This is a genomic window from Leucobacter fengyongliangi, from assembly GCF_050971685.1.
Taxonomy (GTDB): domain Bacteria; phylum Actinomycetota; class Actinomycetes; order Actinomycetales; family Microbacteriaceae; genus Leucobacter.
Window position 1 is genome coordinate 1 of the sequence record NZ_JBPCEU010000016.1, and the last position, 24667, is coordinate 24667.

The window sequence follows — 24667 nt, forward strand, 5'->3', positions numbered from 1 at the left end:
CGTGGGGTGGTGTGGTGGTTTCTGGGGGTGCGCGCCCGAGGACACCAATTCGGGGGAACATAACCATCACAGCGATCTGAGCCAGTCGAGCAGTGCCGTGTCGTCGCGCCAGACTGCGCGCGGGCGGGGTCCCTCCGAAATAGTTGAAGGCTCGGTATGGCGGAGGGCTTGGAGTTTCGTGTTCGTGTTGATCTCGGCGTATCGGTTCGTGGTGGATAAATCAGCATGTCCGAGCCAGCCGCGGATCACGTTAACTTCGACGCCCGCTTCGAGGAGGTGAACAGCGGCGGTGTGGCGAAAGATGTGCGGGCTGACCCTGCGCCCGGTGCGTGGGTCGTCAAGGTGGCCCGCATGCCGGCGAACGATCTTGTAGATTCCCGAGCGGGTGAGTGAGGTTCCGGTCGTAGACACGAACACATGCGCGTCAGGTGCCCGAAGGCGGCCCTCAACCTCGAGGAGTTGTGTGAGTAGCCGTGACGTTTGCTGCCAGAGTGGGCAGGTGCGCCATTTGTCACCCTTGCCGTGAAGGCGAACCCGTGCTGGCGTGTCAAGGCCGAGGTCGCCGACGCGAACGTCCGCGGCCTCTTGCGCGCGGGCTCCGGTGTTGTAGAGGAACAAGATCAAGGTCCGGTCTCGCAGGGCGAGCGTGCCGTGGCGGGGCAGGCCTCGGAGGAGGGTCTCGGTTTCGTCGCGTTCAAGGTAGCGGGTTTCGGCGGGAGCCGACCGTTTCATTGGGATCGCGGTGACTCGTTGGCATTCGCCGAGCATCTCTGGTTCTCGGGTAGCAATGTAGTCGAACAGGGTGTGAACTGCGGCCAGGCGCTGATTCCGGGTGCGGACGTGGTTGCCGCGCTCGTCTTCCAGGTACCGGAGGAATCTCACGACTCGTTCGAAGGTCATGTCACCAACGGTGAGCCTGGTGATTCGGCTGTTATTGTCTTTAGCGACGAACCCGAGGAGCAGCCGAACGGTGTCCCGATAGCTACTCACCGAGGTGGGCCGTAACCCTTTGACAGTGACGAGATGGTCGATGAAGAACGACTGGATCAGTGGCCCAATCGGCTGGTTGGCGTTCATGGGGTTGCCTCCATCCAAACCGATTGCGCATACGTTTCGAACCGGTCGGCGCCCTCGGTGAGTAGTTCCGGGGTCATGCGCAGGTAGACGGCGGTTGATTCCGGGCTGACATGTCCCATGAACGTGGACAGCCGGAATAATCGGTCGCTGGGATCGATGCCCTCCCGGTACCAGCGCAGCAGGCATCCGACCGCGAACGAGTGACGCAGCGAATGCAACCGCGGAGCTGAGACTCCGTCAGGGACGGTGAAATCCAGTTCGGTGATGATCTGGTGGAAGACGCTGCTGGATGTGCAGGGGTGAATGCTGCGCCGTCCATCGAAGCTGAACAGCGGATCGGTAGGGACAGTTGAACAGTGGTTCAGGCGACTGGTCAACAGCTCGCCGATGCGGGGGCCGTGGGGAACCAGGCGGCTTTTGCCGAACTTCCCGCCTCGAACGGTGATGAGTTGACGGTCGGTATCAACATCACCAACTTGTAGGTTGCAGGCCTCACCGGCGCGCAGCCCCAGCCCGTAACATAACGCGAAGACCGTGCGGTGGATCATCGCGCGGTTTCGGGCCCGCGGGTTGTCATCCAATGCGCCAGCGGCGGCCAGGATCAATCGGACCTGGCTGGTCTCGAAGATGAACGGCAGTCGTTCAGCGGTCTCTGGTCGCCGGATTCGTTGTAGTGGACAGGCAGGTAGCCGGCCCTGTGCCACTGCCCAGTTGAGGAAGCCGGTCACGACGAGCACAAGGTGGTTGAAGCTCCGAGCCCGGTGTCGGGGGCGAGATCCGAGAAACTCTTCCAGCAACGGCCCGGTCAAGCCGTCTAGATCTGTGACACCGTGCTCATCAGCGAATCTGACCAGCAGACGGAGAGCCGCTTCCTCGGTCTCATATTTGCGGCCGAGGGCACGTTTGTATGCGAGGAAATCAGAGACCACAGCCGTGACGGCAGCATCATCATTCATGACAGCACCTCCTCACCGTCACCAAGAGCAACCTCACGCAACGCCTCGATGGCGACTTTCGCGTAGACCTCGGTGGAGCGGGCGGAGCGGTGCCCGATGAAGTCCCCGATCGTCTTCAGATCCATGTCCGCATCCACCAGCCGTTGCACCGCCGAGTGGCGAAAGGTATGCGACCCAGGGCGCGGCACACTCACCCCTGCTGCACGCAGGTAGCGGCTCGCAAGCGCAGACACCGCCGCCGAACTGATCGGCCGTTGTGGCGCGGCAGCCCGGAAGAATACGTGCCGGTCACTGGTATCCGGGCGGCCATGTTGCAGGTAGTCAACGACCGCGTCACCGACGATGGGAGACAGCGGGAACGCGGTGGAATGGCCAGCCTTGCGCTCGGGGATAGCCAACCGCTCCCGCTTCCAGTCAAAGTCATCCAAGGTCAGCGCGACGATCTCCCGGCCGCGCAGCCCGTAAGTGGCTAGCAACAGCAAAATTGCGTAATCTCGCCGACCGACAGGGCTGCGCCGGTCAACCGCAGCAAGGGTGCGGTTCACCCCTTCCCACGAGACCGAGCGGGGAATATTGGAAAGCCGGTAGAACTGGGGCCACCCGACCGTCCCACTCAAATCAGTACCGATGACACCCTCGCGGTGCGCGTATCGCAGGAACACCCGTAGCACTCCCGCAGTGCTGCGAACTGTGCTCTTTGACAAACCAGTAGCCGAGCGCTCCACCATGTACGCGCTCAGCAGCGTCGGCGACAACTCACCCAGGCTGGTAACCCCGATCCGGGACAGGTGCGCCTCGAATCGGGACAAGTGATGCCGGTACTGAAACAGTGACGACGCTCGGAGGCCCCGCTCACTACTGAGGTAGTCGAAGAACCCGGGCAGCACGTCAACGAACGGCACCCGTTGATGCCTCCGGCCCGAACCCTCGAAACCAGGCAGCACAACCGACAGCATCTGCTCGACCGGACCACGGACTTCCTTGACCATTGATCTGTCCGACCCGAACCGCGCTAAATGAGATGCAACTCTGTCTGCTACGAACGCCTCAACGTGCTCGGGTAGATCGGCAACGGTCCTCGCGCCTTGGACCCAAGCGAACTCCCCGAACGCGTACCCGATCGGCACCCGCCGCCAGATCGTCTTATCGGCATAGCCCTCCCTGACCAGCCATTCCAGATACGATTCGATCTCAGCACCGATCCAAGACCCCCGAAACCGATCGGTCGTAGCTGGCTTGACGAAATACTCCTCGAACATAACAATTTCCTTTCACTCGATTGAGTGAAAGGAAACACCCTCGCCCGACCATCCGCATTATGTTCCCCCGAATTGGTGTCCTCGGGCGCGCACCCCCAGAAACCACCACACCACCCCACGCCCTGGGCGCATAACCGAACGGGGCACAGAATCCCGATAATGCATTGACCGCGACGCATCGGAGAACGAAGGGGGAAGCTGCGCGGTTTGTGACCGACCGATACCGGCAAATGGCAAACCATTACCACCTCGCAATCGTGCCAGCCAGAGTACGCAAACCACGCGACAAGGCTGCCGTCGAGTCCGGAGTGAATGTCATCAATAAGCGAGTCCTTGGTTATCTGAACGAAGAGACATGGACGAGCATTGCCGAGCTGAACGAAGCGATCCGTGAGCGCGTGCACGAGATCAACCACGACATTCGTAGGATCGATGGGAGCACCCGGTATGAGCGTTTCACTGCGGAAGAACACCCACTCCTGTCACCGTTACCAGCTGATGGGTTTGAAGAAGTGGAATGGAAGGAATCAAAAGTCGCCCGCAATTACCACGTCACCTGTGACTCGCAGCACTATTCCGTTCCCCACGAGTACGCTGGCCAGCTGCTGCGGGTGCGACTGACCAGCAGCAAAGTCACCATTTTCGATGGGCAGCACATCGTTGCTGAGCATGCGCGCCAAAGGGGCCGAAAAGGGCAATACGCAACTGACCCTGCCCATGTCCCCGAACAGCATCGAAATGTTGCCGGGCTGTGGTCAAGAGCATGGTTCCTTGATCGGGCTCGCGCGTTCGGGCCAGCAACGGTCACAGTTATCGGGAGGGTGCTTGATCGCAGAGAGATTGAGGCTCAGGGGTATCTCGACTGCCAAAACATTCTCGAGACCTTGGGCAAGAAGGATAAGCAGCGTGTCAGCAGCTCATCAATATGGATGGGTATCCGTCGTACTCAACGTTGAAGCGGTTGATCACGGGCATTAACTCTGATGCGCAAAAGCAGCAGCCGTTGCGGCCAGCTGCGTCGAATAAGAAGCCGGTCAGATTTGAGGAGGTTCTCCCACCTGATGTGTTTGTGCGTGGCGCCGACTATTACCGGGAGGTGCGGTGATGAGTGTGTTCACGAGCATCGATTACGACAAATTTCGCACCCTACGCATTACGCATGTCGCGGCCCGGCTGGAGGAACTCATCAGTGATGAAGCGAACGATTCACTCACCCCTGAGCAGCTCTTCCTCACCGCTGTTGATGATGCACTCGAGCAACGTCGCGCAGGCCGCGTGGCGGCCTCGATTAGGAGAGCAAGATTCCCTCTCCCGCAGGCCTCGATAGCGGAGATCGATTACCGGGAGGGGCGGGAACTGAACCCGGTACGCATGCGTCGATACGCGGCGCATGACTGGAGCAGCGAAACCACAAACCTCCTCGTTCTATCGCCCACTGGTGGCGGCAAAACCTATTTGGTGTGCGCGATCGGGGTGAGCGCCTGCCATAACGGGTACGACGTGATCTACACCCGGATGGACGATCTCGCCCGCCGGCTTGTGATCTCCAGAACCGATGGAATTGCGCACCAGCGGCTCTTGAACGAGTTATCGAGCACGGATCTGTTGATCATCGATGACTTCCTGACCGTCGGGATAGACCCTGACGCGGCGAGTGATTTGTTCACGGTGCTTGCAAACCGTGAACATCACCGGCCGACGTTGATCGCATCGCAGTCTGGGCCGGAATATTGGGCTTCGGCGCTTCCTGACCGGGTTGCGGCCGACTCGATCGTGAACCGTCTCGCGACGAACGCACGAACGATCACGCTCGGTCAGGTCGACATGCGACGCCAGCGTGGCATCGAAGCACGAAACGCAGACGGCTACTGGGAATGAGCGAGTGACGCGTGGGTGGCAGGCAGCGGATTGTGTTGTCTGTTACCCACTCGCCAGAACGGTGTTACCAGGTGCGCAGACCAGCGTTACCAACAACCGCTACGCGCCAATACCGACGTGCGTACCATGACGCGCGTGCTGAGGGCTGGAATGTGAACCACAAGAAGGTGAAAAGGTTCTGGCGGGAAGAAGGGCTACGGGGGCCACAGAAACGGCGGCGGAAACGCGTGGGCGCCTCAACCATCGATGCGCCAGCTGAGGTCGCGCCAGGCGTGGTGTGGGCGGTCGATTTCCAATTCGATGTCGATGAGCGTGGCAAAGCGATCAAGATCTGCTCGATCGTGGATGAGCACACCCGTGTGTGTTTGGGTGGTCTTGTAGAACGATCAATCACCGCTGACCGGTTCATGGAACATCTCGAGGAACTCGTCGCTGAGCATGGGGCGCCGATGGTGCTGCGCAGTGATAACGGGCCGGAATTCATCTCCGATGCTGTTGCAGATTGGGCGGGCACGAGAACCGGGTTGTCATACATTCCGCCAGGTCAGCCCTGGCGAAATGGGTACGTTGAGTCGGCTGGCTCGAGGTTCCGTGACGAGTGTTTGAATATCAACTGCTTCACCTCGTTGCTTCATGCTCGGGTTGTGATCAGCGACTGGAAACACGAGTACAACCACGAGCGCCGGCACTCTTCGCTCGGGTACCTGACCCCGGTCGAGTACGCTCGATCCTGCACCCACACGTTCGAAGAAGCCGACTCACATACCGAGTGGAACTAACAACGGGGGGGCGGCCCAAGTTGTGCAAGACCATCGCCGCGGCTGAGCGGATCCTCCGCCCCCGAAATGATGAGGATCGGCAGGTCAGCAGGGATACCGCTCGCGGGCCGCCCGTAGAGCCGCAGGGCGTCGGGAAGCCCGAAGAGCCTGAGGACGTCGGCAGCGAAGCACAGCTCATCTTCGATGAAGGTGCGCTGAGTTTCGCGGTCACGGCTCAACCACTCGAAACCGTTCACGCGCCCGGGAGGTGACCCCCCATCCCAGAGCTCATTGCGGCATAATCAGAAACACTGACCTGCATGGTGTTGAGAAATTCCACCACTCAGCGGGACGTGACCCGCACCGGAGCTTCAGACCCCAGATACACACTGGATCGCGATGAGCCGCTTTGAACGACGGCTTCTCGGCGGCGGTTTCAGCGCGGGCGCCTCGGTGGCCCATGCGGCGAGTTCGGTGTCTGCCGCTGCGGGGATCATTTCCTCGTAATCAACGATGACTCGGCCGCACATAGTCTGCAGCGTAACAGGGGGAGTGAAAGCTGCGGGGGATCGCTTCTGATCACTGTCGGTGGTCACGCCTACCGTCGGTCATGTGCCCGCGACGACCGAGAAGCCACAGCGCCAGATCGCGCTGATTGACTGTGTTTCCTTCTATGCGTCGTGCGAGCGGGTGTTCGAGCCGAAGCTGCGGGGGAAACCCATTGTGGTGCTCTCGAACAATGACGGGTGCGTGGTGGCGGCCTCGCCCGAGGCGAAGCGGCTCGATCCCGCCATCATGGGTAAGCCGTACTTTCAGATCAAGAGTTGGTGCGAGCTGCACGGGGTCGTGGCGCGTTCCTCAAACTACGAACTGTACGGTTCGCTGAGTGCCCGGGTGATGAACTCATCGGGCGCCATGCCGCCTGGCAAGAGGTGTACTCCATCGATGAATCTTTCGTCGGGCTCACCGGGTCAGTGAATGAGTTGATCGAGGCGGACCGGTTGATCCGCCACACCGTTTTCAAGCACACGGGGATACCGGTGCGGGTCGCGATCGGGCCCACGAAGACGCTCGCGAAGCTCGCCTCGATCGGCGCTAAGAAGAATCCGGACTTCGAAGGGGTCTGCCAACTCGGCGTCTACACTGCTGGGCAGCTTGAGCGCATAATGGAGTCGCTCCCCACCACGGAGTTGTGGGGTGTTGCCGGGCGCACCGGGAAAAAGCTTGCCGCAATCGGAGTCCACACGGTGCGGGATCTGCGTGACGCCGACCCGAAGCTGATCCGCAAGAAATTCTCGGTGGTGCTGCAGCGCACCGTCATGGAGCTGCGTGGCATCCCGTGCAGTGTCGGTGTCGTCGGCGAGGGGCCAGTGGGTGAAGTCTGATTGCCAGGTCTCATTGGGCGAATCGGCTTCGAATCGGATGAATGAATTCTTCGGGCGTTTGCGAGGTTCCGGCGTGATGAGACCTGCGGCGTGCAGGATCCGCCGGATGGTTGAGGTTGACGGTGCGTGGAGTCCTTCTTGTTCGAGGTGCCAGGCGATGGTGACGGGGCCGGCGTCGTGCCCGCGAGCGGTGAGCTGCTGGCGAAGTTCAATGATCCGGTTCCGACTGCTCGCAGGGGTCGCCGCTGGACTGTTTTTCGGGCGTCGCGAGCGTGGCTCGATCGCGTCGATGCCCTCGGTCTTGGCTCTGCTGAGGAGACGGTGGAGGTGTTGACGACTGATTCCGTACGTCTGAGCTGCGTCGGTGATGGTGAGCTGGCCGGAAAGGATGTTGAGGATCGCGACTCGGTGTTTCGACATGTCTCTGACTGTCGCGTATGTCGCGACTCAGGTGTCACGTATCTTGTGTCGCTTATGTCCTGAACTCAGACACCCTATCCTCCGCCAGTGTGATGTCTCGCGACATAGGTCTCATATGTTGCGAGACGTGCGCATTATCCTCCGTCACCTGCCCCCAGCAGCGCGGAATGACGACCCGTAGACGCTGGGGTTGAGCTTCACTCCTCATCGAACTCTGGATCGTGCTTGCCTCGTTCGGGATGGCGGATCAGGCCGGGGTCTGCCATGCCCCGCCGCGGGTTATCCGTTGAGGCTTCCGCTGCTGCACTCTCGGTGGACCCATCGAGCACAGGGCGGTCTTGTGTCGCGCCCTCCGGGTGTTTGGAGACGGTTCCCTGACCCGTGCCAGCGTCGAGCCTGTCGGCATTGTGTGGTTGATCGTGGTGATCCATGATGGCCCCTTATCTCTCAGCCTTGGGCCGCTAACGATACGCCTAGCCGGGATAGATGGAAAGGGGTTGCGGCTGGCAACCCGGACCTGGTGCACCCGCGCCACAGACAAGAAAACCCCCTCGATCAGGGGGGCTTCTCGTTGATCCGCTCGGTAGCTGAGGCGGGGCTCGATCCCGCGACCTCACGATTATGAGTCGTGCGCTCTAACCAGCTGAGCTACTCAGCCACAAGGTTCGCCGTGTGGGCGGTGAGCAGATCAGAGCCCCGACCGGGATTTGAACCCGGGACCCCTTCCTTACCATGGAAGTGCTCTACCACTGAGCTATCGGGGCGTGTGCTCCCGTGCGGAAGCAACCAGGAAAGGCTACCATCAACTCTGTGTCAGTGCGAAATCAGGTCATCGGTGGGGTCGGAATTCTGTTGGCTGTATGGATGGGTCTGGGGAGGTGGATCTTCGGACTCGGCGGTGAATTGACCTGGTGGTATGTTCCGCTCATCACGGTTCCGTTCGCGCTGCTGCAACTGTGGACGGTGCGTCGCATCCGTATCGCACAGGATCGCGGCCGTCGCGTCGGGCGTGCGCCCTACGTCGCGCTCGCACTCTCCTGGGTCTCGGCCCTCGGGTTCGGGATCACCGTGCCCGACGTGGTCGGGGGCGAACTGATCACCGTTGCGGGCCACTTCTGGGGCACGCTCGCGAATGAGCTGGCCATCGCGTTCTGCAACCCGCTGGGTATCGTCGCATTTGCGACCACAATCATCGCACTCGCGTACGCCGCGGCAGCGGGGCGCGAGCCCCGCCCCGAGGAAGACGAGCTCGACGGGAGCGGTATGGTGCCGCACCCGTTCGAGCGCCCCTAGCGTTTAGCCCGCCAACCAGCGAGCCTGTCGGCCCCACGCGGCCGAACGAGCGTCACCGTCGTTCGGTAGACCTAGTCGGTCACGCGCACGAACACCGCGAGCGACTCGAAGTGATGGGTGTGCGGGAACAGATCGAACGCCCGCAGCGAGGTGAGCCGGTAGCCAAGGCCGTGCAGGGTTGCCGTGTCGCGGGCCAGCGCAACCGGGTCACAGGCCACGTAGACGATGTTCGCGGGGGCGAGTTCGCCGAGTTGCCCGACCACGCCACCACCGGCACCCGATCGCGGTGGATCGAGCACCACCGTTGCGCGCCGCAGCCGCTGGCGCACCGTCGGCGCACCCTTCTCCAGGTCGGCGAGGTACCGATCCACTCGCCCGGTCACCGCGAGACCACCCACGAGTTCCTGCAGGTTCTCGGCCGCGTCGTCGGTCGCACCCGGGTCGGACTCGACCGTGGTCACCTTGAGAGCCGGCCCCGCGGCCTCCGCCATCGCCGCAGCGAGCAGGCCCGCCCCGCCATAGAGGTCGAGGTTGGCGGCCGACGGGTCGAACCGTCCGTCGTCAATCAGCTGGTGGATCGCGTCACGCACCGCCGTGAACAGCGTCAGCGGCGCCTCCCGGTGCACCTGCCAAAACCCGCCGGCGCGCACGAGGAACTCGCGCCCGCCGACCGACTCGGCGACCCGATCGTTCTCACCCGCGCGCTTCTTCTCGCCTGGCAGGGTCACCAGCATGCGGGAGTCGTCTGCGCTGGGGGCGATGAGATCCACTGTCGCCACATCGGGCATCGCCTCGCCGAGCGGCGCGGAAAGCTCGATGCTTTCGACCGCGAGCGGCAGGCTCTTCACGCGGATCACCTGGCGGCTCCGGCTCGAATAGGGTCCGACCAGGCCGGTCTCGGGGTCAACGTGGAGGCGCACGCGGGTGCGGTAGCCCAGCCCGTTCGCCTCGTCGTCTCCGGGCACGGCCTCGACCTCAAGCGTGCCGCCGGCGACCACGGCGATCTCGGCGTCGGTGAGGCCGCCAAAGCGACGCAGCGCGTCGGCGAGCACCTCGGCCTTGAGCGCGCGCTGGCGGGGGAGCGCGATGTGCCCGAACTCGGCGCCGCCCACCCGGTGCTCAGGGTTGCGCGAGAGCGCGGCCTCGGCCCAGATGTGCGGGCGCCGATCCGCTGATTCTTCGATCACCGACACGGTCGCGGCGCGAGCGAACGACTTCTTTCGCGCCTCGGTGACGCGGGCGCGGACACGCTCGCCCGGAATCGCGTCGGCTACGAACACCACGCGCCCTTCGTGGCGGGCGACGGTGATGCCGCCGTGGGCGATGCCCGTGATGTCGAGCTCGATCTCGTCGCCAACGGCGAGGGGGGTGGGTTCAGTCATGGGCCCATTCTCCCATCCTGCGCCTGGGGCCAGTGATCCACCCTAGAATTTCGAGTATGCGCCTGGTACTTGCTTCGACCTCACCCGCCCGCCTCTCGGTGCTGCGGGGGGCGGGCATTGAACCGCAGTGCTTCGCGCCGGAGGTCGATGAGGAATCAGAGGTGGAGGCACGCGAGGAGCAGCTGGGGCGGGCCCTCAGTGCGCCCGAGCTCGTCGAGTACCTCGGGAGACTCAAGGCGGAAGATGTCGTGCGGCGGCACGGGCCCGCCGGCACCGGTGAGATCGACGGGCTCGTGCTCGGCGGCGACTCGGCATTTCTGCTCGACGGCGAAATTCTCGGGAAGCCCTATACCCCCGAGGTCGCGCTCGAGCGGTCACGGCAGCATCGCGGGCAGACCGGGGTGCTGCACTCGGGCCACTGGCTCATCGACTGCCGGGGCGGCGAGGTGCGGGGTGCGCGCGGCGAGGTCGACACCGCCAGGGTCACGCTGTCGTCAGACGTCAGCGATGCCGAACTCGAGGCCTACGTCGCGACGGGCGAGCCGCTGCTGCTGGCCGGGGGATTCGCGATCGACGGGCTGGCCGGTGCCTTCATCGAGCGGATCGAAGGATCCCCGAGTTGCGTAATCGGCCTGTCCCTGCCCGCGCTGAGACGCCTCGTCACCGGGCTCGGGCACGAGTACCCCGCGCTCTGGAATCGCTGATCCGCTACGCCGGCAACAGCCACACCGACAACTACAGCGACAACTACAGCGAACCGGCGAGCCCGCCGCTCAGACGCCCGTGGAAGTCACGCGTCGCCTCGTTCATGCCCTCGAGGATCACGCGCTTGCCGAGCTGCTCATACTTCGTGACGATCGCGTCGAGCGCGGCCACGGTCGACGCGTCCCAGATGTGTGAGCCCGACATGTCGATCACGATGCGCGGCGGATCGGCCCGATACTCGAACTGTGTGGTGAGGTCGTTGCTCGAAGCGAAGAACAGCTCGCCCGAGACGGTGTACACGGCGGTGGGGACCACCGCGAGCGGGTCGGTCGACCGCGTCACGGTCGCGAAGTGGGCCACGCGCCTCGCGAAAAGCACCATCGCCGTGAGCACGCCCACGATCACGCCAATTGCAAGGTTGTGGGTCCACACGGTGATGGTGACGGTGATGAGCATCACCGCGGTCTCGCTCTTCGGCATGCGCCGCAGGGTCGAAAGCCGCACGCTGTGCCAGTCGAACGTGGCAACCGACACGACGATCATCACCGCCACGAGTGCCGCCATCGGAATCACGGCCACCACGTCGCCGAGCACCACCACGAGCACCAGCAGAAACACGCCCGCCACGAAGGTCGAGATGCGAGTGCGCGCGCCGGAGGCCTTCACGTTGATCATGGTCTGCCCGATCATCGCGCAGCCGCCCATCCCGCCGAACAGCCCGGACAGCATGTTCGCCACACCCTGCCCCCACGCCTCGCGGGTCTTGCGCGAGTGCGTGTCGGTGATGTCGTCGACGAGCTTCGCCGTCATGAGCGATTCGAGCAGGCCGACCACCGCCATCGCGGCCGCATAGGGGGCGATGATCCGCAGGGTTTCCCAGGTGAGCGGCACGTTCGGGATGAACAGTTCGGGCAGACTCTTCGGCAGCTCGCCCTGGTCGCCCACGGTGGGCACGTTCAGTGCAAACACCACTACCGCCCCGGTGAGGAGCACGATCGCGACGAGCGGGGCCGGAACAACCTGAGTGAATCTCGGCATCAGATACATGATGAGCAAGCCGACGATCACGAGCGGGTAGACCAGCCAGGGCACCCCAAGCAGGTGCGGGAGCTGGGAGATAAAGATGAGGATCGCGAGAGCGTTCACAAATCCCACCATCACGCTGCGTGGGATGAAGCGCATGAGCTTCGCAACCCCCAGCACGGCGAGCAATACCTGAAACACGCCAGCGAGCAGCACCGTCGCGATGAAGTAGTCGAGTCCGTACTCGCGGGCAACCGGCGCGATGACGAGCGCCACGGCGCCGGTCGCGGCCGAGATCATGGCCGGCCGGCCTCCGAGGAAGGCGATCGAGACCGCCATGATGAAGGAGGAGAAGAGTCCGACGCGCGGATCCACCCCCGCGATAATTGAGAACGCGATCGACTCGGGAATGAGCGCGATCGCGACAACCAGGCCGGCCAACACCTCGCGGCTGAGGAGGCGGGGGTTTCGCAGCGCCTGCATCACCGTGGGTTCGATGCGGTAGCGCGAGGGCTGGTCAGTGGTCTTCGACAAGCTATTCACGCAAAACTCCTCGGTGGATCGGGGCACCTGCGTGGGGCTGAGCCGCCGCCGGCCGCTGGGAGCCGGGGTGCCGGGCCCCGGGGTGCCGACGACGAGTCTACGCGTCGGCTGTGGCGGGGGCGCTTGCCCCGCCTGCCCAGGCCGCGTCGCGGAGAGATATCTGCTCGGCCATGTCGGTGAGGAAGCGGATCACGACCTCGCGCTCGTGCGGGGCGAGGCGAGCGGCCGCGTGAAATCGCTTCGCCTGCTGCCGACCCACGGTCTGCATGGCGGCCTCGTGAGTTTGGGGGGTGATCGAAATGGCGAGCGCTCGGCGGTCGGTCGGGTGCGGCGCTCGGGTGATGTGCCCGGCCTTCTCGAGCCGGTCAAGCAGCTTCGTGGTGGACGCGCTTGAGATACCGAGGTGAGTCGCAATCGCCCCCGGTGTTGCGATGTTGTCAGTGTTTCCGGCGACGATCAAGTAGTGCAGCGCGCGCATGTCAGAGCGGTTCAGGTGCATGTATTTCTGCGATGCCTCAGACAACTCTTGCTCGGCATCACGCAGCTTGCCGAGGGCGGACATGAGCTTGCCGATCTGCTTCATCTCGTCGGGTGCGAGGCCGTCACGATCTATCAATCGCGAGTCAGGATCGCTGGTCTCGACGTTATACAGGGTCGACGAAACGGCGTCCCCTCGATCGTCGAATTCAGGCATGTGGATATAATAACGCATTTCAGACTTCGTGCTAGGTTTATTGCTAGATCGGCTAATAATATGTTGTTAGCAGAGATACTTGCTCTGAAACTTGGAGGTGGGAATCATGGAGATGGTGGTGCTCCTCAGCGAAGACGGCGAAGCCATTGGCACCGTGCCCAAGGCCGACGTGCACACCACTCAGACCGCGCTACACCTCGCGTTTTCCTGCTACGTCATGAACGAAGACGGAAAGCTGCTCGTGACGCGCCGGGCGCTCGACAAGCGCACGTGGCCCGGTGTCTGGACGAACAGTTTCTGCGGTCACCCCGCCCCCGGCGAAGACATGCAGCTCGCAATTGCGCGCCGCGCTGCCGACGAACTCGGCGCGACGGTCGGCGAGGTTCAGGTCGTGCTTCCCGACTTCCGGTACCGTGCGGTTGACGCCAGCGGCATCGTCGAGAACGAGGTGTGCCCGGTGCACATCGCGCGACTGCACGGCGAGCTCACGCCCCGGCCAGACGAGGTGGTCGAGTGGGCATGGGTGGATCCGCACACACTTGCAGAAGCGGTTGAGCGGGCGCCGTTCGCCTTCAGCCCCTGGCTTGCGATGCAGCTTCCCCAGCTGCTTGAACGGCTGGGCCAGGCCGAGAACCCGAACGCCGACGCGTCCGCACCGCTGGACGGACGCGATTCATGACCGCGGTCGTGGGGCACAACCGCACCCGCGCACTGCTGCGCACCGCGGTCGAGCGCGAGCTCAGCGAGATTTTTGCGGCGCAGACCGCGGCCGCGGAGGCCTACGGCAGCGAGTTTTCGCACCTCTGGGGGCTGGCGGCCGAGCACGTTCTCGGCGGGAAGCTCGTGCGGCCGGTGCTGATGGTCGAAGTTTTTGACGCGCTGGTGTCGGAAAGCGCACCTGAGTCGAGCATCGAGCGGGAGTCGATCATTCGCATCGCCGCCGCGATCGAGCTGCTGCACTACTCCTTCCTGCTGCACGACGACGTGATCGACGGCGACCTGGTGCGCCGCGGCCGTCGAAACCTCATCGGTGCGCTCCTTGACGACGGCAGCGCGCGCGGCGAGTGCGACCAGCGCGGTGCGCTGCACTGGGCCCGCACCGGGGGCATCCTGATGGGCGACCTGCTGCTCGTCGCCACGCATCAGATCTTCGCCCGAGTGGATCTGCCCCACGCGGTGCGGATCCAGATGCTCGATCTGCTCGAGCACACGATCACCGAGTCGATCGCTGGCGAGCAGCTTGACGTGGGGCTGAGCGACGGGCTCATTGCGCCCGACCTCAGCACCGTGCTCACCATGTCTGCGCACAAGACCGCCACCTACACGTTCGAATTGCCAATGCGGGCGGCGGCGATTCTCGCGCAGGCCCCGCAGCACCTCGAACGGTCGCTCACCGCGGCCGGGTACTATCTGGGGCTCGCCTTTCAGCTGCAAGACGACCTGATCTCGACGTTTGGTGACCCCGAGCTGCACGGTAAAGACCCCTACTCTGACCTGCGCGAGGGCAAACAGACCGCGATCATCTCGTACGCCCGCATGACGAGCGCGTGGCCGACGGTCGAAAGCGAGTTCGGTAACCCCGAGCTCACCGAAAAGATGGGTGCGCGACTGCGCGCCCTCCTCACCGAGTGCGGGGCCGAGAAGTTCGTGCGCGGCCTCGTCGAAGAGCAGACGACGGCCTTGTACGAGGTGCTTGCGGGCACCGGAAGTGCGCACACCATTGCTCCGGGTGCCCGGCGGGTGCTGCTCGCGCTCGCGGCGGAACTCGAGGAGCGCCGATCGTGAGCGACGACGCGTCGTCGCTCGACCGATTCACCCGCACCGCCGAGATCGCGGCGGGAGACGTGATCGGCACGTATTCGACCTCATTTGGCCTCGCCACCAGGCTGCTTGGGGCGCGGCATCGCCAGCACGTGCGCAACATCTACGCGATGGTGCGCGTCGCCGACGAGATCGTCGACGGGGTGGCTGCCGAGGCCGGGCTGAGCGTCGTCGAGCAGACGGAGGCGCTCGAGCGGTACGTGGCAGACACGCACCGCGCGATGCGCGTGGGGTACTCGAGCGATCTCGTGATCCACGCCTTTGCTCGCACCGCTCGCGAGGCAGGAATCGACGAAAGCCTGACGCAGCCGTTTTTTGATTCCATGCGAGCAGACCTGGGCGAGGATGTTGGCGAGGCTGTTGGCGAGACGGATCCGACTTTGGGGCCAGCCCCGCTCGTCTATGACACGGAGGCCCACGCGCGCTACGTGCACGGCTCCGCCGAGGTGGTGGGGCTCATGTGCCTGCGCGTGTTCCTGCGCGGGCGCAACCACACTGACGAGGAACGCGATCGGCTCGAATTCGGTGCCCGCCAGTTGGGCGCCGCATTCCAAAACATCAACTTCCTGCGCGACTTGGCAGACGATACCGACCGCCTCGGTCGCAGCTACCTGAGCGCCGACCACCGACTGAGCGATGCGGATCGCGACAGTTGGGTGCGCACGGTGCGGGCGCAGCTTGACGACGCGAGAGCGGTGATCCCGCTGCTGCCGAAAGACGCGCGCGCGGCCGTGCGCAGCGCGCTTGCCCTCTTCGCCGCGCTGACTGACCGGGTGGATCACACTCCCGCCGAAGATTTGTACACCACCCGCGTGCGTGTGCCCGACCCGGTGAAAGCCGGACTCGCCGCGCGTGCGCTCATCACCACCTGGATGGAGCGAGACTCATGACCCGCACGATCGTCATCGGAGCAGGCGTGGCCGGCCTCGCCACCGCGGCACTGCTCGCGCGCGAGGGCCACGACGTGCACGTGCTCGAGAAGAACGAGCGGGTCGGCGGCCGCGCAGGGCTCATCGAGCGCGATGGCTTTCGCTTTGACACGGGCCCCTCGTGGTACCTCATGCCGCGCGTATTCGACCACTATTTCGAAATGCTGGGCACAAGCACCGAGGAACAACTCGACCTCACGTTCCTACGCCCCGGGTACCGAGTTTTCTCGGAGCCCGCCGAGGGGGGAGAGCTGGCCGATCCGCTGACGATCCCACTCGGCAAGCACCGCGTGCTCGACACCTTCGAACGCGTCGAGCCGGGCAGCGCCGAGGCTCTCGCGAAGTACCTTGCCTCGGCCCGCCACACCACCGACATGGCCGAGAAGTACTTTCTCTATAACCCGTTTACCAGGCCGGGCTCGCTCGCCCAGCGAGAGGTGATGGGCGCGGCCCCCGAACTCACCGGCCTGCTGGCCTCCTCGCTCGAATCGTACGTCGCGAAGCGCTTCGAGCACCCGGTGTTGCGCCAGGTGCTCGGCTACCCCGCGGTCTTCCTCGGTACGAACCCGGCCGATGCCCCAGCGATGTATCACCTGATGAGCGCGCTCGATCTCGACGAGGGCGTGCAGTACCCGATGGGGGGCTTCTGGCAAATATCCCAACGGCTCGAAGCGCTCGCCAAAGAAGCGGGCGTCAAGATCACGACCGGTGCCGAGGCCAAGCGGATCGTCACCCGCAAGTCGCGGAAGGCGGGAAAGCTCAGCCGCAAGCAGCGCGAAATCGCCGGAGTGATCTGGCAGGGCGCGGATGGCGTCGAGCACAGCGAGCAGGCCGACATCGTGGTTTCGGGCGCAGACCTGCACCACACCGAGACGCGTCTGCTGCTCGAGCCCGACCGCAGCTACCCCGAGAAGTGGTGGCAGAAGCGCACGAGCGGGCCGGGTGCCGTGCTTGTGATGCTGGGTGTGCGGGGCGAGTTGCCCGAGTTGCCCCATCATTCGCTCTTCTTCGTTACTGACTGGAAGACGAACTTCGACGCGATCTTCGGTGCCGAGACACACGTCCCGTCACCGGCGTCGATCTATGTCTGCAAGCCCAGCGCCACTGATCCGAGCGTCGCACCGGAGGGTCACGAGAACCTTTTCGTCTTGATCCCGGTTCCCGCAGACCCCGGCCTGGGCAGCGGCGGATCGGACGGCGCGGGTGACGCGGCGATCGAACGCGCGGCCGACGCGGCGATCGACCAGATCGAGGCGTGGTCGGGCATCGAGGGTCTGCGCGAGCGGATCGTCGTGCGCGAGACGATCGGCCCGGCAGATTTCCAGAGCGACTACCACTCCTGGCAGGGTGGCATGCTGGGCCCCGCCCACATCCTCAGCCAGAGCGCGATGTTTCGTGCGCAAAACGCCTCGAAGAAGGTCGAGGGTTTGTTCTACGCGGGCGCGACCACCGCGCCCGGCGTGGGGGTGCCGATGTGCCTCATCAGCGCAGAGTTGGTGCTGAAGCGCATTCGTGGCGACCACAGCGCGGGCCCGCTCCCGGTTCCTGCTCGCACCGGGGGCCCGGCCTAATGGGAGCCCTCTACCTCGCCGCGCTGCTGGTCGGGATCGGGTGCATGCTGCTGCTCGACCACCGGTTTCGCCTGTTCTTCTGGCATGACGCGGCGATCGCGAGCCTGATCACCGTGCTGGGCACCGCGCTCTTTCTCGTCTGGGATGTCGCGGGCATCTCCCTCGGCATCTTCTTGCGCGGCGACAGCCCGGTGGCGACGGGTATCGTGCTCGCGCCCGAGCTTCCGCTCGAAGAGCCGGTCTTCCTTATCTTCCTGGTGTTGTGCACCATGGTGATCTACACGGGTGCGGTGCGTCTGCTCTCCCCACGCGCGTCCACGAACGAGCTGGTGGATCAGCCATGACCTACCCCACCCTCGCTCTCCTCGGGGCTGTCATTGCCCTCGCCGCCGGTCTCGTGGCCTGGGGCCTGGCTGCCGCTCGCCGCACCCCGACGCTCGCGGTCACCGGCGCCTCCCGCCGGCACTGGATCGCGGTGGCGATCACGGTCGGTGCGCTGTTCATCTTGACGGCGATCTTCGACAACGTGATGATCGGCCTCGGACTGTTCACCTACGCGCCCGAATTTCTGCTCGGAATAAGCGTAGGACTCGCCCCGATTGAAGACTTTTCGTACCCACTTGCCGGTGCCGTGCTGCTGCCTGCGCTGTGGGTGCTGCTCGCGCGCGGTGGGGCGGATCGACAGCGCGCGTTCTCTCAGCTCGTGCTCTCCTCGCGCCCGGTCAGCTGGATCAACACGGCGTACCCCTTCGGCGCGGCGTACCTGCTCACCACCCGCGAGATCGACTGGCTGCTTGTGCTCGGCTTTCTCTATTTCCTCATTCCCTACAACCTCGCAATGTACGGCATTAACGATGTGTTCGACTACGAGTCGGACATTGCGAATCCCAGGAAGGGCGGCATCGAGGGGGCGCTCCTGCATCCGCGCCTGCATCGGGCAACACTCTGGGCAGCAGCGCTCACGAACATCCCCTTCCTGCTCGTGCTGGGGCTCGCTGGAGGCCCCGCCACCTGGCTCGCCCTCGCCGTCAGCGTGTTCGCGGTCATCGCGTATTCGGCGAAGGGGCTGCGCTTCAAGGAGCGGCCGTTCCTCGACTCGATCACCTCCAGCACGCACTTCGTGAGTCCCGCGGTTGTGGGCCTCACGCTCGCGGGTGCCGAGTTCACGATGCCGCTGGTGCTGACCCTCGCGGCATTCTTCCTGTGGGGGATGGCGGCACACGCCTTCGGTGCGATTCAAGACATCGGCCCCGACCGTGAGGGCGGGATCCACTCGGTGGCCACCGTCATCGGAGCGCGCTCCACCGTGCGGTTCGCCCTCGTGCTGTGGCTGCTCGCGGGCGTGGCCATGCTCTTCACCCCTTGGCCCGGCCCCCTCGCCGCGATCATCGTGGTGCCCTACCTGGTCAACTGCGCACCATGGTGGAACGTGACCGACGAAACGTCGGGCCGCACCAACATCGCCTGGCGCCGCTTCATCTGGCTCAACTTCTTCTCAGGTGCCCTCGCAACACTCATCCTCATCACCGAATGGACTCCGGCATGACCTCCCGTTCACGAATCGCGCAGCAAGCGAACGCGCCACACCAACCCCACCACGCACGAAGCCCCATCGACCCCGTGCGCTCGCGGGTACCGAAGTGGCTGCGCATCCTCCTTCCCGCAGTGCTCATCATCATCTGGCTCACCGCGGCCGGCGTTGGCGGCCCCTACTTCGGCAAGGTCGAGGAGGTGTCGTCGAACGACCAGACCACCTTCCTGCCCGAGTCGGCCGATGCCACACAGGTGCAGGCGCTCCTCGGGGAGTTCAGCGATTCCGACGCGATCCCGGCCATCGTGGTCGTCGTGGGCGACACGGAACTCACCGAGGCTGAGCTCACCAGCATCAGCGGCGAGATCGCGGCCCTCACCGAGCTCGAAGGGGTAGGCGACGAGGTGTCGCCCGCGATCCCGTCGGAGGATGGCCTTGCGGTGCAGGCCTTCGTGCCGATTTCCAGCGACGGCGAGATCGCCGAGATCGTGACCGAAGTCGGCGACGAACTGCGCGCGAACGCTCCCCCAGGGGTCGAAGTGTTCGTCACCGGTCCGGCCGGCTTCACGTCCGACCTGTCGGCCGCATTCTCGGGTATTGACGGTCTGCTGCTCGCGGTCGCGCTGCTCGCCGTGCTGGTGATCCTGGTGCTCGTGTACCGCTCGCTCCTTCTGCCCGTTGCGGTGCTGTCGACCAGCCTCTTCGCGCTGTGCGCCGCGCTGCTCTTGGTCTGGTGGCTCGCGAAGTGGGAGATCCTGCTGCTCAGCGGCCAAACCCAGGGCATCCTCTTTATCTTGGTGATTGGTGCCGCCACCGACTACTCACTGCTGTTCGTCGCGCGCTTCCGCGAGGAACTGCGGGTGAACTCCGACAAGTGGGTCGCGACGATGCGCGCGATCAAGGGCTCGATCGAGCCGATCCTTGCGTCCGGCGGAACGGTCATCGCGGGCCTCCTCACCCTGCTGCTGTCAGACCTGAAGTCGAACAGCACGCTCGGACCAGTCGCCGCGATCGGCATCGTCTTCGCCATGCTGTCGGCGCTCACGCTGCTGCCGGCGCTGATGTTCGCGTTCGGCCGTGCGGCCTTCTGGCCACGCAGGCCGAAGTTCGAACCCGAGGTTGTCGCCGCCGAGAACGGCATGCCCGCGAAGGGTTTTTGGGTCTCGGTCGCGCGCCTCGTACAGCGCCGCCCCCGCCTCATCTGGGTGCTCACCACGGTGGTGCTCCTGGTCGGCGCGCTCGGCATCACCCAGCTGAAGGCCGACGGCGTGCCCGCCTCCGATCTGGTGCTGGGGGCTTCCGAGGCTCGCGACGGCCAGGTCGCGCTGGGCGAGCACTTCCCCGGTGGATCGGGCAGCCCCGTGCAGGTCGTCGTCGACGAGGGCGAGTTCCAAGACGCGACCAATGTTCTGCTCGCGAACGCCGGCATCGATGGCGTCACGGTCACGGCGGCAGACTCACCGAGTGGATCCGCACCCGTCACCGAGGATGGCATCACCGCGTTCGGGCCTCCCGGCACCCCGGCCCCAGAGCCAACCGTGGTGGATGGCCAGGTGCTCGTGCAGGGCACGCTGGTGAATGCCGCCGACTCCGCGGAGGCGGGCGACACCGTGCGCGAGCTCCGCGCCGAGTTCGCCGATGCTGCGCCGAGCGCCCTCGTAGGCGGGGTGACCGCAACCGCGCTCGACACGAACGATGCGTCGATCCACGATCGCAACCTGATCATCCCGATCATCCTGGTGGTCATCTTGCTGATCCTGATGCTGCTGCTGCGTTCGATCTTGGCGCCGGTGCTGCTCATCATCACCACCGTGATCTCGTTTGGCACGGCGATGGGAGTCGCGGCGCTGGTCTTCAACGGCATCTTCCAGTTCCCGGGTGCCGACCCCGCCGTGCCACTGTTCGGCTTTGTGTTCCTGGTCGCGCTGGGCATCGACTACAACATCTTCCTGATGACGCGTGTGCGCGAGGAGACGATCAAGCACGGCACCCGCGAGGGGATCCTGCGCGGGCTCACCATCACGGGCGGGGTGATCACCTCGGCGGGTCTCGTGCTCGCGGCGACCTTCGCGGCGCTCGCGGTGATTCCGATCCTCTTCCTGCTGCAGCTCGCCTTCATCGTGGCCTTCGGTGTGCTGCTCGACACCTTCGTCGTGCGCACACTGCTGGTGCCGGCGCTCGGGTACGACATCGGGCGCAAGATCTGGTGGCCGTCGAAGCTCGGGCGGGCCGAGCACGAGGAGAAGGTCGCGGCGGAGAAGGCCGCGGCACTGGCTGCGGCCGGGGCGGCGCACCAGCCCGAGCACGCGGCGGCAGCCGTCGCGGCTCCGGCAGCCGACGCCGGGCATGCGGGGGCGGATCGCGCATGACGCGGCGGGTGGTGGTTTCGGGAGCGTCGGGTCTCATTGGCACGGCCCTCGTGCGCGCGCTCCGCGAGGTGGGCACCGAGGTCACCACCCTGGTGCGCCGCCCCGCGCGCGGCGCCCACGAGGTGCCATGGGCGCCAGGAGAGCGGCCCCTCGACCCGGGCCTCATTGACGGGGCCGATGCGGTCGTGGCGCTCGGCGGCGCGAGCGTCGGGCGCATGCCCTGGACATCGAGCTACCGGGCGGAACTCACGGCCTCACGCCTGGGCCCCACTCTCGCGCTCGCCGACGCGATCCGAGAGCTGGGGGAGGGCGCGCCAGCGTTCCTCTCCGCCTCCGCGGTCGGCTACTACGGGTCGGTGCCGGGTGCCGTACTCACCGAGGCTTCCCCCGCGGGGAATACGTTCCTCGCGGGTCTCTGCGTGGAGTGGGAGCGGGCGGCACGCACAGCGGGCCCGCACAGCCGGGTTGTGCTGTTGCGCACGGCTCCGGTGATCCACCGTGATGGCGTGTTGAAGCCGATGATTCGCCTCACTGGCCTGGGTCTCGGTGGTCCACTGGGGCGCGGCACGCAGGTGTGGCCGTGGATCTCCTTGGACGACGAGGTGCGCGCGATCCAGCACCTGATCGCGAGCGAGATTGAGGGGCCGGTAAACCTCACGGGTCCGACTCCCGCGACCGCGAACGAGCAGGGGCGGGCGCTCGCGCGCGCGATGCGGCGCCCGTTTTGGCTTCCGGCGCCCGAGTGGGGGCTGCGGCTCGCGCTCGGCCGTGCCGCGACCGAGTCGTTGCTGACCGCGGATGCCGACGTGCGGCCCTCCGTGCTTGAGCGCTCGGGGTTCACCTTCACCTCCGAGACGGTCGAGGCGGCGGTGCAGGCCGCGCTCGCCGAAGGCGACCGCAGGGGCTAACGGTCGCGGCGGGGCTTCGGCTGATCGCCCTCGGCGCCGTTCCCGTCATGGGTGCCGTCCGTGTGGTGAGCATCGTCGGCTTTTCCCGTGTCGACTGACTCAACATCGACTGACTCGCGGTCGTGCGTCGAGATGTCGGTGCGGAGCTCGCCCGTGAACGCATCCACCGCCGCGCCTACAGTCGGCGGGAACCGATCGGGCGTGAACCTGTCACCCAGCCCGTGACGGTGGATGAGGTCTCGCACCGGACCCTTGAGTTCCGCGAGCAGCAGCGTGATCCCGCGGCTCTGCAGGTACTCGTCGAGGCGCACGAGCTCGTCCATCGCCGTGGTGTCGATGTCGGTGATGGGTTCGGCCGCGAGCAGCACGGTGTGGATCGCGGGAGCGCCGGGTGGTGCCTCGCGCTCGGCCCGTTTCAAGACGCCGCGCACCCAGGAGGCGAAGATGTTCGCGTTCGCGAAGAAGAGCGAGGCATCCCAGCGTACGATGACGATGCCCGGAATGCGTTCCGCCTCGGGGTTGCGCGATCGGTCGTGATAGCCGCGGCGACCCGGTATCCGGCCGAGTTCGGCGCGGTACGGGCGCCACGAGTGCCACACGAAGGCGACGAAAGAGAGACCGATCGCGATGAGGATGCCCTCGAGTACGCCGACGAGGAGCACTCCAAGAAACGCCGCGATTGCGAGGCTGCTGTCCCAGCGGTCGATCTTCCACATCCCGACCCCTGTGGGCTGAAATACTGAGGAGATCGCCACGATGACGACCGCGGCCAGCACCGATTGTGGGAGAAACTCGGTCACGTCCGGCAGGAACAGCATGAAGGCGAGCACCAGGAGCGCCCCGATCACCGCGGCGAGTTGCGATCGCGCGCCCGCCGCCTCGATCACGGGGGTGCGCGACATTGACCCTGCGATGGGGAAGCCGCCCATGACCCCGCCAGCGACGTTCGCCATGCCGAGGCCCACCATCTCACGACTGCCGCTCACCGTCTCGCCCCGCCGCGAGGCGAGGGTGCGGGAGAGCACCCCGGTATCGGCGAAGGCGATGAGTGCGATCGCGAGGGCGGGGGCGGCAAGAGCCAGCGCATCGGACCACTGGATTCCGCCGAGGGCGGGTGCCGGGAACCCCTGCGGCATCTTGCCCACCACCGGGAGCGTTTCCGAAAGGCCGAGGATCGCAGTGACGAGAATGCCCGCGACCACCGCGACGAGCACCCCGGGGATCCGGTCTTTCAGAAGCAACTTGAAGCTGAGGATCACGGCGAGTGAACCCACCCCGAATATCGCGGCGGGCGGTGTGATCCCGCCCTGCACGATTGCGACGCCGATCGACCAAATGTCTCGCAGCGGCTGCGTCGAATCGATCGAGAACCCCAGCAGCTTGGGCAGTTGCGAGATGATGACGATCAGGGCGATGCCGTTGAGATAGCCGCGGCGGATCGGCTTCGAGAGCAGGTCGGTGATGAAGCCGAGACGAAGGCCACCCGCGACGATCAGGATCACCCCGACCATGATCGCGAGCAGCCCGGCGAGGGCGACCGCGCGGTCCTGGCTTCCGAGTGCGAGCGGCAGCACCGCGACGGCGATGAGGGGAGCGAGCCCGGAGTCGGGCCCGACGACCAGGATGCGCGAAGGCCCGAAGACCGCGTACGCGAGAAGCGGGATGATGGTGGCGCAGAGGCCAGTGTAGGCGGGGAGGCCCGCTGCCTGGGCGTACCCCATGCCGGCGGGCACGAGGAGGGCGCTGAGGATCAGGCCCGCGCGAATGTCGGGCCACAGCCACGCGCGCTGATACCCAAGGGCGGTGTCGAGGCCGGGAAGGAGGGTGCGCAGGGAGCGCCTGATGCTGTGCCCTGTGCCCCGTGTCTGCCCCAGTGAAGCCATGTCGCCAGGATAGCCCTGTGGCCGCGGCGGTGCGGAACGGCAGAATTTGGTTGCTGGATCGGATTGTGTATAACGATCTGGTCTCGGAGAAAACTCCAGGTCAGAGAAAAATCTGAGCGCTCAATCAGCGTCAAATTCCACGCCCCTGCTTTGCGCTTTGCGTGAGGACCTTGTTACGGTCAAAGGAGGAACTCACCGTTCCCTGCCCGCCAGGTTGCGCGTCGTCTGCTGTTTGAGAAGCGGGTGCGAAATCGACAGGGCTGAACGGTGAGAGCGGCGCCG

The 24667-nt window shown here is 65.1% G+C and carries 24 protein-coding genes, 2 tRNA genes and 2 pseudogenes; 15 read left to right on the forward strand and 13 right to left on the reverse strand.

What is annotated here, in order from left to right; translation table 11 throughout:
- Window positions 1-66: 66 nt before the first annotated feature.
- The 3 genes from ACR0R4_RS11640 to ACR0R4_RS11650 are packed head-to-tail and all read right to left on the reverse strand — an operon-like array spanning window position 67 to window position 3292.
- The gene (locus ACR0R4_RS11640; protein ID WP_433646244.1) at window positions 67-1077 is read right to left on the reverse strand and encodes a tyrosine-type recombinase/integrase; all 1011 of its coding nucleotides are present in this window, start codon (window positions 1075-1077) and stop codon (window positions 67-69) included.
- On the reverse strand, window positions 1074-2033 hold the full coding sequence (locus ACR0R4_RS11645; RefSeq protein ID WP_433646243.1) for a tyrosine-type recombinase/integrase: 960 nt from the start codon (window positions 2031-2033) through the stop codon (window positions 1074-1076). The genes ACR0R4_RS11640 and ACR0R4_RS11645 overlap by 4 nt, the downstream gene beginning before the upstream one ends.
- On the reverse strand, window positions 2030-3292 hold the full coding sequence (locus ACR0R4_RS11650; RefSeq protein ID WP_433646242.1) for a site-specific integrase: 1263 nt from the start codon (window positions 3290-3292) through the stop codon (window positions 2030-2032). Before ACR0R4_RS11650 ends, ACR0R4_RS11645 begins: the two co-directional genes overlap by 4 nt.
- 164 nt (window positions 3293-3456) lie before the next feature.
- Here ACR0R4_RS11650 and ACR0R4_RS11655 point away from each other — a divergent pair, with 164 nt between their 5' ends.
- The 3 genes and pseudogenes from ACR0R4_RS11655 to ACR0R4_RS11665 all read left to right on the forward strand — a co-directional run.
- Window positions 3457-4248, forward strand: a complete 792-nt coding sequence (locus tag ACR0R4_RS11655) for a Mu transposase domain-containing protein (RefSeq protein ID WP_433647622.1) — start codon at window positions 3457-3459, stop codon at window positions 4246-4248.
- A 148-nt stretch (window positions 4249-4396) separates the two neighbouring features.
- On the forward strand, window positions 4397-5170 hold the full coding sequence (locus ACR0R4_RS11660; RefSeq protein ID WP_433647624.1) for an ATP-binding protein: 774 nt from the start codon (window positions 4397-4399) through the stop codon (window positions 5168-5170).
- A 110-nt stretch (window positions 5171-5280) separates the two neighbouring features.
- Window positions 5281-5949, forward strand: a pseudogene (locus ACR0R4_RS11665) (IS3 family transposase); the annotation flags it as partial.
- Here the strand turns inward: ACR0R4_RS11665 and ACR0R4_RS11670 are convergent.
- Complete coding sequence (locus tag ACR0R4_RS11670) at window positions 5946-6185, reverse strand: alpha/beta fold hydrolase domain-containing protein (RefSeq protein ID WP_433647625.1); 240 nt, start codon at window positions 6183-6185, stop codon at window positions 5946-5948. The pseudogene ACR0R4_RS11665 and the gene ACR0R4_RS11670 overlap by 4 nt on opposite strands.
- 114 nt (window positions 6186-6299) lie before the next feature.
- Window positions 6300-6458, reverse strand: coding sequence for a hypothetical protein (locus ACR0R4_RS11675; protein ID WP_433647626.1), 159 nt, complete (start codon window positions 6456-6458; stop codon window positions 6300-6302).
- Between the two features lie 82 nt (window positions 6459-6540).
- On the opposite strand from ACR0R4_RS11675, the gene ACR0R4_RS11680 reads away from it, so the two are divergent.
- Window positions 6541-6906: a Y-family DNA polymerase gene (locus tag ACR0R4_RS11680; RefSeq protein ID WP_433647627.1), complete on the forward strand. Its 366-nt coding sequence runs from the start codon at window positions 6541-6543 to the stop codon at window positions 6904-6906.
- Window positions 6903-7313, forward strand: a complete 411-nt coding sequence (locus ACR0R4_RS11685) for a DNA polymerase Y subunit UmuC family protein (RefSeq protein ID WP_433647628.1) — start codon at window positions 6903-6905, stop codon at window positions 7311-7313. The genes ACR0R4_RS11680 and ACR0R4_RS11685 overlap by 4 nt, the downstream gene beginning before the upstream one ends.
- Window positions 7314-7466: 153 nt before the next feature.
- On the opposite strand, the pseudogene ACR0R4_RS11690 reads toward ACR0R4_RS11685, so the two are convergent.
- The 4 genes and pseudogenes from ACR0R4_RS11690 to ACR0R4_RS11705 form a co-directional block, all read right to left on the reverse strand.
- Window positions 7467-7733: pseudogene (locus ACR0R4_RS11690) on the reverse strand (helix-turn-helix domain-containing protein); the annotation flags it as partial.
- Between the two features lie 197 nt (window positions 7734-7930).
- Window positions 7931-8164: a hypothetical protein gene (locus ACR0R4_RS11695; RefSeq protein ID WP_433647629.1), complete on the reverse strand. Its 234-nt coding sequence runs from the start codon at window positions 8162-8164 to the stop codon at window positions 7931-7933.
- Between the two features lie 153 nt (window positions 8165-8317).
- Window positions 8318-8391 (reverse strand) — tRNA-Met (locus tag ACR0R4_RS11700).
- A 34-nt stretch (window positions 8392-8425) separates the two neighbouring features.
- A tRNA-Thr gene (locus ACR0R4_RS11705) sits at window positions 8426-8497 on the reverse strand.
- A gap of 46 nt (window positions 8498-8543) precedes the next feature.
- Here ACR0R4_RS11705 and ACR0R4_RS11710 point away from each other — a divergent pair.
- Window positions 8544-9026, forward strand: coding sequence for a hypothetical protein (locus ACR0R4_RS11710; RefSeq protein WP_433647630.1), 483 nt, complete (start codon window positions 8544-8546; stop codon window positions 9024-9026).
- A 71-nt stretch (window positions 9027-9097) separates the two neighbouring features.
- On the opposite strand, the gene ACR0R4_RS11715 is transcribed toward ACR0R4_RS11710, so the two are convergent.
- Window positions 9098-10408, reverse strand: coding sequence for a class I SAM-dependent RNA methyltransferase (locus tag ACR0R4_RS11715; RefSeq protein WP_433647631.1), 1311 nt, complete (start codon window positions 10406-10408; stop codon window positions 9098-9100).
- A gap of 56 nt (window positions 10409-10464) precedes the next feature.
- Between ACR0R4_RS11715 and ACR0R4_RS11720 the strand changes: the two genes are divergently transcribed.
- On the forward strand, window positions 10465-11112 hold the full coding sequence (locus ACR0R4_RS11720) for a Maf family protein (protein ID WP_433647632.1): 648 nt from the start codon (window positions 10465-10467) through the stop codon (window positions 11110-11112).
- 43 nt (window positions 11113-11155) lie between these two features.
- Here the strand turns inward: ACR0R4_RS11720 and ACR0R4_RS11725 are convergent, their stop codons facing one another.
- Both ACR0R4_RS11725 and ACR0R4_RS11730 read right to left on the reverse strand, forming a co-directional pair.
- Window positions 11156-12619 carry a SulP family inorganic anion transporter gene (locus ACR0R4_RS11725; RefSeq protein ID WP_433647673.1) on the reverse strand — a complete coding sequence of 488 codons (1464 nt, stop codon included), beginning with the start codon at window positions 12617-12619 and terminating at the stop codon, window positions 11156-11158.
- A 157-nt stretch (window positions 12620-12776) separates the two neighbouring features.
- Entirely contained in the window at window positions 12777-13373 is a 597-nt protein-coding gene (locus tag ACR0R4_RS11730) for a MarR family winged helix-turn-helix transcriptional regulator (RefSeq protein ID WP_433647633.1), read from the reverse strand.
- 106 nt (window positions 13374-13479) lie between these two features.
- On the opposite strand from ACR0R4_RS11730, the gene idi reads away from it, so the two are divergent.
- Genes idi through ACR0R4_RS11770 form a run of 8 tightly spaced genes read left to right on the forward strand, consistent with a single transcriptional unit; the run spans window position 13480 to window position 22502 of the window.
- A complete protein-coding gene (gene idi / locus ACR0R4_RS11735; protein WP_433647634.1) occupies window positions 13480-14052 on the forward strand; it encodes an isopentenyl-diphosphate Delta-isomerase in 573 nt (190 codons plus the stop codon).
- Entirely contained in the window at window positions 14049-15158 is a 1110-nt protein-coding gene (locus ACR0R4_RS11740) for a polyprenyl synthetase family protein (RefSeq protein ID WP_433647635.1), read from the forward strand. The genes idi and ACR0R4_RS11740 overlap by 4 nt, the downstream gene beginning before the upstream one ends.
- Window positions 15155-16084 (forward strand): phytoene/squalene synthase family protein, encoded by a 930-nt coding sequence (locus ACR0R4_RS11745; protein WP_433647636.1) that lies wholly within the window; start codon window positions 15155-15157, stop codon window positions 16082-16084. Before ACR0R4_RS11740 ends, ACR0R4_RS11745 begins: the two co-directional genes overlap by 4 nt.
- Window positions 16081-17694 carry a phytoene desaturase family protein gene (crtI, locus tag ACR0R4_RS11750; RefSeq protein WP_433647637.1) on the forward strand — a complete coding sequence of 538 codons (1614 nt, stop codon included), beginning with the start codon at window positions 16081-16083 and terminating at the stop codon, window positions 17692-17694. The genes ACR0R4_RS11745 and crtI overlap by 4 nt, the downstream gene beginning before the upstream one ends.
- Window positions 17694-18038: a lycopene cyclase domain-containing protein gene (locus ACR0R4_RS11755; protein ID WP_433647638.1), complete on the forward strand. Its 345-nt coding sequence runs from the start codon at window positions 17694-17696 to the stop codon at window positions 18036-18038. Before crtI ends, ACR0R4_RS11755 begins: the two co-directional genes overlap by 1 nt.
- Window positions 18035-19240 (forward strand): prenyltransferase, encoded by a 1206-nt coding sequence (locus tag ACR0R4_RS11760; protein WP_433647639.1) that lies wholly within the window; start codon window positions 18035-18037, stop codon window positions 19238-19240. The genes ACR0R4_RS11755 and ACR0R4_RS11760 overlap by 4 nt, the downstream gene beginning before the upstream one ends.
- Window positions 19237-21594, forward strand: a complete 2358-nt coding sequence (locus tag ACR0R4_RS11765; protein WP_433647640.1) for an MMPL family transporter — start codon at window positions 19237-19239, stop codon at window positions 21592-21594. Before ACR0R4_RS11760 ends, ACR0R4_RS11765 begins: the two co-directional genes overlap by 4 nt.
- Entirely contained in the window at window positions 21591-22502 is a 912-nt protein-coding gene (locus tag ACR0R4_RS11770; RefSeq protein ID WP_433647642.1) for a TIGR01777 family oxidoreductase, read from the forward strand. Before ACR0R4_RS11765 ends, ACR0R4_RS11770 begins: the two co-directional genes overlap by 4 nt.
- Here the strand turns inward: ACR0R4_RS11770 and ACR0R4_RS11775 are convergent.
- Entirely contained in the window at window positions 22499-24385 is a 1887-nt protein-coding gene (locus ACR0R4_RS11775; protein WP_433647643.1) for a SulP family inorganic anion transporter, read from the reverse strand. The two genes, ACR0R4_RS11770 and ACR0R4_RS11775, sit on opposite strands and share 4 nt — an antisense overlap.
- Window positions 24386-24667 lie beyond the last annotated feature (282 nt).

Coding starts and splice junctions, on each gene's coding strand:
- ACR0R4_RS11740 (WP_433647635.1), top strand. CDS start 14,049: ATGACCGCGGTCGTGGGGCACAACCGCACCCGCGCACTGCTGCGCACC.
- idi (WP_433647634.1), top strand. CDS start 13,480: ATGGAGATGGTGGTGCTCCTCAGCGAAGACGGCGAAGCCATTGGCACC.
- ACR0R4_RS11730 (WP_433647633.1), bottom strand. CDS start 13,373: ATGCCTGAATTCGACGATCGAGGGGACGCCGTTTCGTCGACCCTGTAT.
- ACR0R4_RS11725 (WP_433647673.1), bottom strand. CDS start 12,619: ATGCAGGCGCTGCGAAACCCCCGCCTCCTCAGCCGCGAGGTGTTGGCC.
- ACR0R4_RS11760 (WP_433647639.1), top strand. CDS start 18,035: ATGACCTACCCCACCCTCGCTCTCCTCGGGGCTGTCATTGCCCTCGCC.
- ACR0R4_RS11695 (WP_433647629.1), bottom strand. CDS start 8,164: ATGGATCACCACGATCAACCACACAATGCCGACAGGCTCGACGCTGGC.
- ACR0R4_RS11720 (WP_433647632.1), top strand. CDS start 10,465: ATGCGCCTGGTACTTGCTTCGACCTCACCCGCCCGCCTCTCGGTGCTG.
- ACR0R4_RS11675 (WP_433647626.1), bottom strand. CDS start 6,458: ATGTGCGGCCGAGTCATCGTTGATTACGAGGAAATGATCCCCGCAGCG.
- ACR0R4_RS11660 (WP_433647624.1), top strand. CDS start 4,397: ATGAGTGTGTTCACGAGCATCGATTACGACAAATTTCGCACCCTACGC.
- ACR0R4_RS11775 (WP_433647643.1), bottom strand. CDS start 24,385: ATGGCTTCACTGGGGCAGACACGGGGCACAGGGCACAGCATCAGGCGC.
- ACR0R4_RS11715 (WP_433647631.1), bottom strand. CDS start 10,408: ATGACTGAACCCACCCCCCTCGCCGTTGGCGACGAGATCGAGCTCGAC.
- ACR0R4_RS11770 (WP_433647642.1), top strand. CDS start 21,591: ATGACGCGGCGGGTGGTGGTTTCGGGAGCGTCGGGTCTCATTGGCACG.
- ACR0R4_RS11645 (WP_433646243.1), bottom strand. CDS start 2,033: ATGAATGATGATGCTGCCGTCACGGCTGTGGTCTCTGATTTCCTCGCA.
- ACR0R4_RS11650 (WP_433646242.1), bottom strand. CDS start 3,292: ATGTTCGAGGAGTATTTCGTCAAGCCAGCTACGACCGATCGGTTTCGG.
- crtI (WP_433647637.1), top strand. CDS start 16,081: ATGACCCGCACGATCGTCATCGGAGCAGGCGTGGCCGGCCTCGCCACC.
- ACR0R4_RS11640 (WP_433646244.1), bottom strand. CDS start 1,077: ATGAACGCCAACCAGCCGATTGGGCCACTGATCCAGTCGTTCTTCATC.
- ACR0R4_RS11755 (WP_433647638.1), top strand. CDS start 17,694: ATGGGAGCCCTCTACCTCGCCGCGCTGCTGGTCGGGATCGGGTGCATG.
- ACR0R4_RS11765 (WP_433647640.1), top strand. CDS start 19,237: ATGACCTCCCGTTCACGAATCGCGCAGCAAGCGAACGCGCCACACCAA.